At 42.7% G+C, this 10,843-nt stretch carries 6 protein-coding genes; 1 reads left to right on the top strand and 5 read right to left on the bottom strand.

What is annotated here, in order from left to right; translation table 11 throughout:
- Positions 1-15: 15 nt before the first annotated feature.
- The 3 genes from ACFSKV_RS13755 to ACFSKV_RS13745 form a co-directional block, all read right to left on the bottom strand.
- A complete protein-coding gene (locus tag ACFSKV_RS13755; protein ID WP_380804024.1) occupies positions 16-3,186 on the bottom strand; it encodes a PVC-type heme-binding CxxCH protein in 3,171 nt (1,056 codons plus the stop codon).
- Positions 3,187-3,298: 112 nt separating this feature from the next.
- A complete protein-coding gene (locus tag ACFSKV_RS13750) occupies positions 3,299-4,747 on the bottom strand; it encodes a sulfatase family protein (RefSeq protein ID WP_380803789.1) in 1,449 nt (482 codons plus the stop codon).
- Positions 4,748-4,848: 101 nt separating this feature from the next.
- Positions 4,849-6,294, bottom strand: coding sequence for an endo-alpha-N-acetylgalactosaminidase family protein (locus ACFSKV_RS13745; RefSeq protein ID WP_380803786.1), 1,446 nt, complete (start codon positions 6,292-6,294; stop codon positions 4,849-4,851).
- 576 nt (positions 6,295-6,870) lie between these two features.
- Here ACFSKV_RS13745 and ACFSKV_RS13740 point away from each other — a divergent pair.
- Complete coding sequence (locus ACFSKV_RS13740) at positions 6,871-8,679, top strand: arylsulfatase (protein ID WP_380803784.1); 1,809 nt, start codon at positions 6,871-6,873, stop codon at positions 8,677-8,679.
- 420 nt (positions 8,680-9,099) lie between these two features.
- Here ACFSKV_RS13740 and ACFSKV_RS13735 read toward each other — a convergent pair whose 3' ends face one another.
- Positions 9,100-9,555, bottom strand: coding sequence for a nuclear transport factor 2 family protein (locus tag ACFSKV_RS13735; protein ID WP_380803782.1), 456 nt, complete (start codon positions 9,553-9,555; stop codon positions 9,100-9,102).
- Between the two features lie 225 nt (positions 9,556-9,780).
- Positions 9,781-10,843: HEAT repeat domain-containing protein (locus tag ACFSKV_RS13730; RefSeq protein ID WP_380803780.1), on the bottom strand; the 1,063-nt coding region annotated here is incomplete at its 5' end.

The following is a 10,843-nucleotide window of genomic DNA, read 5'->3' as shown; positions in this document are numbered from 1 at the left end:
CTATACTCCAGTCTCTCACTTCTCCATAGGATGCTCTTGCAGTAATTCTTCAGGAGAATAAAAACCTTTTTTATCTGCCACAGCTGCCCTGACTTCCTTCACCTTTTCAGGTCTGATAGCCTGGGCCTGATTGCCAAATGAGTTTCTCACGTAGGTCAGCACTGCAGCCACCTCATTGTCATTGAGCATGCCTTCATAAGGAGTCATGGGTACCTGTCCGGGATATTTCTGGCCTAGAACTTCAATAGGTCCCATCAGTCCTTTAAGAACCAATTTGATCAATCTTTCTTCATTGCCCAATACCCAGGGAGTCCCTACAATAGGAGGAAATAAAGAAGTGGGTAATCCCCTCCCATCAGGCATATGACAGGTACCGCAGAAACCATCCCTGGCATATATCTCTTTTCCTATATTGAACAGCTCCAAGTCTCCACCCGTCAACCTGCTTTTTACGGTTTCCTCCTTTTTCTCTCTCACTGATAATCCATTAATATGGGCCACGGCTGCCTCATGGGCATGTACCATCCAATTGTCCAAAGGCATTTTTTCAGCTTCTTCTAAAATCGGAAGTCCTTTTTCCTTGGGAAGCCAGGATGCGGCGACTATTGCTTCCAGCCTGACTCTGCCATGAACATCTTTTACCGCCTCCATCAATAATTTATCCTGATCTTTCATCTGATGGCCTGCATATCTCAATACCCTTACTGCTGCTGCCCTTGCCCGGAAATCTTTGGCTTTCAGCATTTGTCTCAACAACTCTTGGTCAACTTTATTCAATCCCCAGGAAACCCATAAAGCTTCTGTCAGATAATGCTCGTACCTAGGGTCATTTTTATCCAAACTGGCGGTCCAAGATTCAATAGCCGAGGTAACTTCGTCGGCATCCCTACCTCTCAATTCTCTCCTTGTTCTATAGCGGGTTCTGAATTCGGGCAGCTTCAAGTTATCCAACAATTCAGGAATGCTTGCTCTATCTATTTTGGCAGGCTCCACCAAAGGCCTGGAAGGATAGGTGATCCTGTAAACCCTGCCATGCACATGGTCCCTAAGCGGATCTCTTGCATTGTGCTGCATATGCCCGATCAAAACATTATGCCAATCGATAAAATACAAAGACCCATCCGGAGCAAATTCCATATCCACAGGCCTGAAATTCCTGTCACTGCCCTTTACCAAATCCAATCTGTGCCTGGTCTTAAAACCTGTACCATCATCTTCGACTGCATGTTGTTTCATTCCCAAAAATCCAATGGTATTATTGATCAGAAGATCTCCCTGAACTTCATCCGGAAAATGCCTACTGGAAACAAACTCCAGGCCTGAGGTAGGCCGTACCCGATGTGCGTCTTCAATCAGGTTTTCAGATTTGTGCGTTGCTTCCCCATACCTTGGCAATACTGAACCGGGCATCATCCAACGAACATTAGGGTCTGAAGTTTCGGTAAAGAAATTCTGTCCCCAATCATCAAAAGCAATGCCCCAGGGATTGGGAATGGCCAGTTGGGCGGTACGTTCCAGATGATGCCTGGAGGGATTGTACCTGAAAAACCCGCCGTTCGTAGCCCTTACCGGGCCATAGGAGGTTTCCACATTGGTATGAAGAAACACCCCCTCCCCCATGTAAATGGCTCCTGAGGGATCAGCCGCAAAAGCAGAAATGACATGGTGCGTATCATGGTCATCAAAACCACTGAGCAAAATCTCAATCTTATCCGCACGGTCATCCCCATCTGTATCAATCAGTATCTTCAGATTGGTCCCCTGGGAAACATACACCCCTTCAGGAGCTATTTCAAAACCCATGGGAAGGTGCAGACCATCTGCAAAAACCGTCTGCTTATCTGCTTTGCCATCCCTGTTGGTATCTTCCAAAATGATGATCTTATCACTGGGCCTGGTATCTCCCGGTTTATAATGCGGGTAACTGGGACAGGTGGCAATCCACAACCTCCCCTTATTATCAAAACTCATCTGTACCGGATTGGCCAGGTCAGGAAATTCCACTTCCGAAGCAAAAAGCTCAATCTTGTACCCTTCTGGAACTGTCAGCTTATCCAGGGCATCCTGACCATACAAATAGGTCAGGTTACCGTTTTGCTGGGGATTGTAATTGGTCTCCACAGGAGGTAACTGGATGGTGTTCTTGTCAGCTGCAGCAATATCCATCCTTTCCCCTTGTCCTGCCTTCCAGATAGCCTCATCCCTAATGGCTGTCATCTGCCTTATTTTCTCCAATTCAGCAGGATAATTGTCCGGACCGAATGGTTTATATCTCCGTCCGTAAACATGGACACCGTTGGGGATTTTGTAATCATTGTGCCACATCCAGTTTTTTTCCTTGATCATTTCATGGATCAAAGCCCTGTTGCCCTCCGCCTTTGCTTTGGCTTTGCCAAAAACCTCATCTGCCAGTAACAAAGCTAATTTTTGGTATCCTTCCTCATTGAGCTGCGATCCATCAATGGTCAAAGGCTGAGCGGAAGAAGCATACCATTTTTTGGATGGATTGAAGGCATCCACAAACAATACCTTGTTCTTCTCAGAAACCTCCTTCATGGCCTGGGTATACAGCGCAAGGTTTTTGTTCTCTTTAACCCCATTGGGCAAATCTTTGAGGGAAGATAAATCCTCAAAGGCTATGGGTGAAATGATGGCCAATTGAGGAGGGGTATTTCCGTTGTATTGCTGCTGTAGCGTATGTTTGATAAAAGCATCCAATTCTGCTTTGTAATTCTCCAGCCCTTCCTCACCCTGAAAAGATTCATTGTATCCGAAAAATGCCAGGATGATATCCGCTTTGTGTCTTGTTAACCACTCATCAGGCGTTTCAAAATGCCCCTGACTGTCCGAAAAATTAGCCAGTTCGGTCTGAAATTCCTCTGCACCTGGAAAAGCCCAAGGGGATACCCTCCCTGAATGCGGCCTAAAACCCGGGGTATTGCCCCCGTCACACATATTCCGGATGTACAATAGACTATCAGGATAACGCACATGCATCTCCGTCTCAAAAAGCCCATATTCCATCATTCTGGATCCCAGATTATTTCCGATCAGGATGATGTGGGAGCCTTTGTTAAAATCAAGGCTTGGTTCAGATGGGTTGCATTGTAAAAAAATCGAGGCAATTGAGAGACTTACAATTAAACTAAATAAATTTTTTATGCTGAATTTGGTGAGAAAAATCATCTGAATTTGATTAAGTTCATAGTAAATGGAATATTTAATTTTTTTGGTAGGGAGCCCTAAGATCCTGTTACTTGTTTTCTCCATTATCAATTTGGAAAAATCCCGAAAAAAACTATTCTTCTAATATCACATCCAAGGCCAATAAATGAGAAATATCCAATGAATCGTTATATTCCTTTTGTAATTGTAGCAATTGCCTGAAAAGGTCTGCTTTAATCTGGCTATAGGTAGGATTTTGGGAAACATCTTTTAGCTCAAATGGATCCATTTCAAGGTCAAACATTAAGATTTTATTCAGTTTTGGATATATTATTAGTTTAAATCTGTCTGTGCGGACCATTCGCTGCAGATCCAAATAACAACTGTAAATAGCCGGATAAACACTTTCTGTTTTTCCTTTTATGTAGGGTAAAAGACTATTGAATATCGTATTATCAGGTTTTTCAACTCCGGCAAGATCTAGGATGGTCGCCGAAACATCCTGCAAATAAACCTGTTGAGAATATTTTTGCCCTTTTGGGATTTTCGGGCCTACAATCACCAAAGGCATTCTTATACTATGATCAAACATATTCTGTTTTCCCATCAAGCCATGGTGGCCCACTGCAAGACCATGGTCAGATGTGAATATGATATAAGTATTATCCTTTTTTCCTGATGCATCCAGGGCATCCAGAATCTTTCCTATTTGTGCATCCATGTGCGTGATAATCGCATAATATTCCTGGATATTTTTCCTGACTGCATAAGCAGTTCGGGGAAAAGGAGCCAAAGCTTCATCTCTTAGTTCCTCGCTTAATCCAATACTATCCTTGTAGGGGTACATCTCCATAAAGCTTGGAGGTAATGAAATAGATTCTACCGGATACATATCCACATATTCCTTTGGAGCCTGTCTAGGGTCATGGGGAGCATTAAAGGCTAAATACATCATAAAAGGATCATTGCTCTTTTTTGCTTTCTCCAAAAAATTCAAAGCGTCCTCTGCCAGAACTTCAGACCAATGCTTTCCTCCTTTCCAAAACCCCCCGAAGCTTTTATCCCAGGGTTGCCATATTGTATCGGTTTCATTTTTTGGACGGGCGTAGCCTTCCAAGGTCTGGTTTGGCATACCCGGCCTGACGTTTACCACCTGTTGGAAGATGCTTTCGGCATCGGCTTCTACGTGCCACTTGCCAGTCATATAGGTGTCATAGCCGGCCTTTTCAAGCAATTGGGGCCAGAACTGTTTAAGATCGGCCTTGTTTTGGAAATCCTCCTCCTGCTGTTGTGCATCCCAGACAGACAGCCCACTGATCATCATCGCCCTGCTGGCCACACAGACGGCCCCGTTCCATGCACCCATATTAAAGGCATGTGTAAACGTCGCTCCCCCATTTACCAATTTGTCCAGATTAGGCGTTTTAACTTCGGGATGGCCAAGTGCTCCAATAAGGTCGTAACGCTGATCATCAGAAAAGATAAAGAGGAAGTTGGGTTTTTCACCGTTATTTTGTTGGGCATAAAGTCCGTTGGAAGTCAAAAGCAACACTCCAATCAGTAGTATTAATTTGGTATTCATGGGATTTAGTTTAATTTGAATTTCGAAGTAAAACTTAAAATTGGCTTCATGCTCCTTAGCAACTGGATTTCCCAGATTTGTTGCTTTATCTATTGTTGTTTTTAAGATGGAGTAATTAAAACGGCCATATCTTTTTCTAAGGATAACCGCAATCTTCCATTTTTTGTCTCTCTGCCTTTTTCAATCAGTTCATTCCCTTCCATTGTAATTTTATAAATATTCACTTTATCAATTTTCTTCCAGTTGTCTGGCAGAAGCCATTCCCTGTCCTGATACCCATCGAGGCTATAAGCAACAATCGAAGCTTTTTCCAGCCATAAAGCCGGAACAAAAACATTGGTATCTTCCATGAGTATCATGTCACCTTTTGTTACAATATATTTCTCCTCTGAAAGAAAAGTTCTCACATTATCAGAAAATTGGACGAGCTGGTAATTATCACCTTTTACATAATAGAGGCGATCCAATCTGTTTAAAAAATACCAGATTGCAGTATTTGAAAAAAATTGACTTGAAAAACCGGGAAGTACTTTTGCATCCTGGCTAATTATCTTTTGTCCATGCATACTGGTGCCAAACAATTTCCCATAGTCACTATTAAATTCTACCCCTCCGGAATAATAGGAAGCTGGCCATCTCATGTATAATTCAGGACTTGTCTGATATAAATGCCATGCCATAGGCTGATAACCCTCGAAAGCTGCTCTTCGCCAATTTGGAACAAAATTGAATTCGTAGAATTTTTCCCTGGATAAAAAGATGTGTTCGCTGGTCACATCGATCCCTTTCGAATCCCAATAAATAAAAATTTTCCTTTGTGCTTCAGCTTCATCATCAATGGTAAAATTCAGATATGGACTGATAGGCTCTTGCTGAAAAAAGGGTGAATCAGTATAAAATGCATCTATATGCACAGTTCCCGCTTCTTTCAAAGGCAATAGATTACACAAACTATCAATTCGTTTTTGTGCAAAACCGGTTTCCCATTCCTGGGCATAACTTATAGGATAGCCCCACCTTCCTAATCTCAGGCTTCCATCTTTATTTTTAGAAATGATATCGTTTTGCAGGTAAACATTCCATAACGGGCTGTCCTCATAAGCATCACTCATATTGATGTGCAAGCTAACAGTGGTATTATAATTCCGGGCTTCATTCATTAGCCATTTAAGGCTTTCCAAAGCGTTGGCATCCTGCGGGCGTTTTATCCTTTCGTTTCCTTCAAACCATGCCGGATATTTTGAGTCGTGGCCGTTGTATTGCCAACCTACCAGGTAGATTATTTTCGGGATACCTAAAGTAATGTTATCAACTCTGCGGATCACATCAAGTGCCTGTTCGCAATTTAGCTTCACTTCACCTGGGCCCACATCATACCGTTTTTGATTTCCTGTATAAGCATCTCCAGCAAGACTAATTTTCATCGTTAGTGTTTGATGATATGCATGACTCCAGTTGATGATCTTTTTAAGTTTTATTTTCTCAGCAAATATGGTATCACCAATTGAACTCTGATTCAGCTTATTTTCTGCTTCAACCTGAACCATAGTTGAAGCAATACCTGTGAAAGGCTTTTGAATCAGTAAGCATATCAACAGAAGACTTGATAATAAGAATTGGTTCTGTAAAAACCGAAAAGTAGTCTCAGTACTTTTTATAAAAAGGTCGAAGACCGATGGAATTCCTCTTTTCATAAGCCAATCCGCTAATGAGATTTTCAAATTACTGTATGAATTATAGGTTAATCCTCAATTCTGCCAGTATTATATCATTACCTAAAGTTATGATGGAAAGTTAAAGAAATCCCTTTTCCAAAATACCAAAACAGGATGTGTTGCAATTTGTCATTTACAGGTAGAATTGCAGATAACTTGATGAAGTAAATTTAATTATAGTCGGGCCTCATACTATCCAACATATTACCCATTTACTTAATTATTTTACCCTTAATTAAAAATAAACAAGTTGCATTTATTTAAATGTCAAGAAAAACCTCAGCTTCGGGTGTGGATTCCTTTTCCTAACTTTTTTGTGATTGGTTGTTAAAAAAAAGATTGGAAAGAAACAAAGTTATTATGGCGTGCTAGATACGAGGGTGGATACTAATGTGGAAAACGTGAAATTTGAATATAACGATATACCAAATGAAAAACCTTTATAGAACGCTAGCTATGCTCATTGGACTGGCGATGACGGTTGAGAGCGGACTTTATGCCCAAACTAAACCCAATGTCATCTTTATAATTACCGATGACCAGGGGATGGGCGACCTGGGTGCCTTGGGAAACCCCTTAATAAAAACCCCCAACTTGGACGCATTTCACCAGGATGCGGTAAGGTTTACCAACTACCATGTTTCTACAACCTGTGCTCCTACCAGAGGCGTGATCATGACGGGTAGGCATACCAATCGGCTCAATGTCTACCATACCATCAGCGGCAGGTCATTGTTGTATGAGGATGAAGTGCTCCTGCCCCAAATTTTTGCGCAAAACGGCTATACCAACGGCATGTTTGGCAAGTGGCATCTAGGCGATAATTATCCGTTCAGACCAGAAGATCGAGGGTTTCATGAAGTAGTCCGACACGGCGGAGGCGGGATTGGCCAAGGGCCTGACTATTGGGACAATGATTATTTTGATGATACCTATTGGCACAACGGAGAAATGAAAAAATACGAAGGCTACTGTACCGATGTGTTCTTTTCAGAGGCGATGAAGTTTATTGAAGAAAACAAAGACAAACCATTTTTTGCCTACATATCTACTAACGCCCCCCATGGTCCGCTTAATGTACCCCAAGAATACTACAATATTTACAAGGATCTAAGCAATGAGGAGCTTCCGGACAATTTCAAGCGCTTTTACGGGATGATTACCAACATTGACGACAACTTTAAGCGCTTGCAGCAAAAGCTGGAAGAACTGAATCTGACCGACAATACTATCCTGATTTTCACTACCGATAATGGAACAGAAGGAGGGAATAAGGTTTATGATGGCGGCTTGAGGGGTGCTAAAGGAAGTGTGTACGAAGGTGGCCATCGCGTTCCGTTTTTCATTCGCTGGCCTGAAGGAGAATTGACCGGGGGCAAAGACATAGATAAATTGGTAGCGCATTTCGACTTGCTTCCGACTTTTGTCGAGCTTCTGGGATTTGATTTCAACCCGGTAAAACCCCTTGACGGAAAGAGCCTCAAGCCTTTGCTTGTAAACAGTGCTGCCCCATGGCCAAACAGAATCCTCTACGTGGATACCCAGCGACTACAAAACCTGGTGAAATACAAAGACTACTCCGTCATGGATGACCGCTGGCGGTTGATCAACGGGAAAGAATTGTACGACATGACTACCGACAAAATCCAATCGAGGAATGTCATAGCTGAATATCCGTTGGAGGCAGAGCGGTTGGCTCTTGGCTACGAGCTTTGGTGGCAGTCTATTATAAACGAAGGTGTAGATGAGCGCTATGCCTATATCAAAGTGGGGTCGGCCCATGAAAATCCAAGCCGGATTTCTGCCCATGATTTGTTGACAGGCAAGCACGAAAGTTCATGGCATCAGAATGGAGCCATTGTGGCTTCCCAGGTTACAGGCCGTTGGAAGATCGAATTTGTGGAGGATGGAGAATATGCGATCTCCCTGCGCCGATTTCCGAGGGAAAGTGGCTTGGCGATCAATGCGACATTCCCCTCTCTGGAAAAGTCCCTTGAAATTGAAAGAAACAAACGAGCGAGTGTAAAGACTGACTTTAAGGAGGCCTATCTCAATGTAGCCAATTTAGCCAAATCAGAAATCATCTCAGAAGGCCAGAACGAAGTGACATTCAAGGGACAAATCCCAGCAGGCAAGTATGATATGGAGGCGCAACTCATAGATGCGGACCATCGAGTTTACCCTGCATACTATATCTATATAGAAAAGTTAAAGTAGTTCGTATTAGATGGATTGCGACGACAGGACTTGAGTGGAATTGCTATTCCTACGCTGTGTCCTATTGAACTTCAAAACTGGAAAGGGATAGACTAAGCCTAGCAGGTGAGCCAGAGAGGATAATGGCTCAAAGAAAGATCCTTGAAAGAAGATTAGCCTGTCAGGCATGAAAAGAAAAGGGCATGAAATAATGCTTACCTCAAATTCGACATCGTCGCATTATCAAAATTTTCTGCATAAATCCCATATACATTAACCAGCAAAGCTTTCAGGTTGTGTTTTTCAGATGAAAGGGCTTAAAGGATGGCTGGGTCTGCTGGATTGGTATCAAGATCAAAACGAAAAATACGGTCACGGTGAAATTCATTGTGGAATATTTCTTAAACTATCCAATATGTGATTTACTGGTGTAGTTAAAATTCAATTCCCCGGCAATTCCTCATCTGGAATAGCCATAGTATGATTGGCTAAGAGCAGGTATCTTCCATCCACTATGGTGTAAGTCCGCATAAAATGATAGGTAACCGGCCTTGGCCCCCTGTCCACCACAGTAATACCGGTCACCACTCCGGTGTTTCCCAAGATGATTACTTTTTGATCTCTCGAAACCCTTCCTTTGGTATTGTCTGCCTGGCCGGCCTGGATGTTTTTGGCCCTACCGACTACCTCTTTCTTCCCATCAATCAGGCTGGCATGGTTGTGAACCCAAATGAAACTCTCCGAAAGGATATTGTCCAAAAATTGCACATCAGATTCTAATAGTGCCTTTTCCCAGCCTTGATCCAGGTCCAGAAGCTTTTGTTGATCCTGAGATTGAGCCACCGATGTCAGTGTCAGGATGCAAAGAATTAAAGATGTTGTGATTGCTTTTTTCATGGTTTATTCTTAGTTCTTTTTTATCGATTCAAGTTTCTCTATCACATCCTGATTTTATCCTACACTTTTTCTATTATTCGTACCTAAGACCTTCAAGGTTCTTAAAACCTCAAAGGTCACTCGTTTTCTCAGTTCTTGTGTCTTGTTTCTTGTTTCTTGTCTCTAAACTCCAATCTCTCGCCTCTCGCATCTAGTATCTCGCTTCTAATTTCTCGCTTCTACCCCCTACTTCTCCATCGGATGTTCCTTCAGCAATTCTGCCGGGGAATAGAAACCTTTTTTATCTGCCACAGTAGCCCTGACTTCCTTCACCTTTTCTGGTCTGATCGCTGGGGCCTGATTGCCAAATGAGTTTCTCACGTAGGTCAGCACTGCAGCCACCTCATTGTCATTGAGCATGCCTTCAAAAGGTGTCATGGGTACCTGTCCTGGATATTCCCTTCCCAGTACTTCAATCGGCCCCATCAATCCTTTCAATACCAATTTGATCAATCTTTCTTCACTTCCCAATACCCAGGGAGTTCCTACTAGGGGAGGGAATAATGAGGCTGATAAACCCCTTCCGTCAGGTTGATGACAAGTGGCACAAAAACCATCTCTGTTGTATATTTCTTTTCCCATATTGAACAACTCGAGATCTCCTCCGGAAAGATTGGATTTGATATCTTCTTCTTTTTTCTCCCTTACCGATAAACCATTGATATGGGCCACAGCTGCTTCATGGGCATGTACCATCCAATTGTCCAAAGGCATTTTTTCAGCTTCCTCTAAAATCGGAAGCCCTTGTTCCTTGGGAAGCCAGGAAGCCGCCACAATGGCTTCCAAGCGGACTCTGCCATGAACATCTTTTACCGCCTCCTTTAACAAATCTGCCTGATCAGCTACCTGATGTCCGGTATACCTTAAAACCCTTACCGCAGCAGCTCTCACTCTGAAATCCTCGGCCTTAAGCAATTGTCTCAACAATACCTGATCTACCTTATTCAAACCCCAACTCACCCACAAAGCCTCTAAAAGATAAGCTTCATATTTTGGGTCATTTTTATCTAAAGAAGAAGTCCATGTGGTAATGGCATTTAATACCTGATCGGCATCCCTACCTCTTAATTCCCTTTTGGTTCTATACCTGGTTCTGAATTCAGGTAATTTCAGGTTTTCCAACAATTCAGGAATGCTTGCTCCATCTATTTTGGCAGGCTCCACCAAAGGCCTGGAAGGATAAGTGATCCTGTAAACCCTGCCATGCACATGGTCCCTAAGCGGATCTCTTGCATTGTGCTGCATATGT

This window comes from Shivajiella indica, from assembly GCF_042683085.1.
In the GTDB taxonomy this organism is placed as follows: domain Bacteria; phylum Bacteroidota; class Bacteroidia; order Cytophagales; family Cyclobacteriaceae; genus Shivajiella; species Shivajiella indica.
Note: the sequence above shows the minus strand (reverse complement) of the source record. Positions and strands in the feature narration are given on the sequence as shown.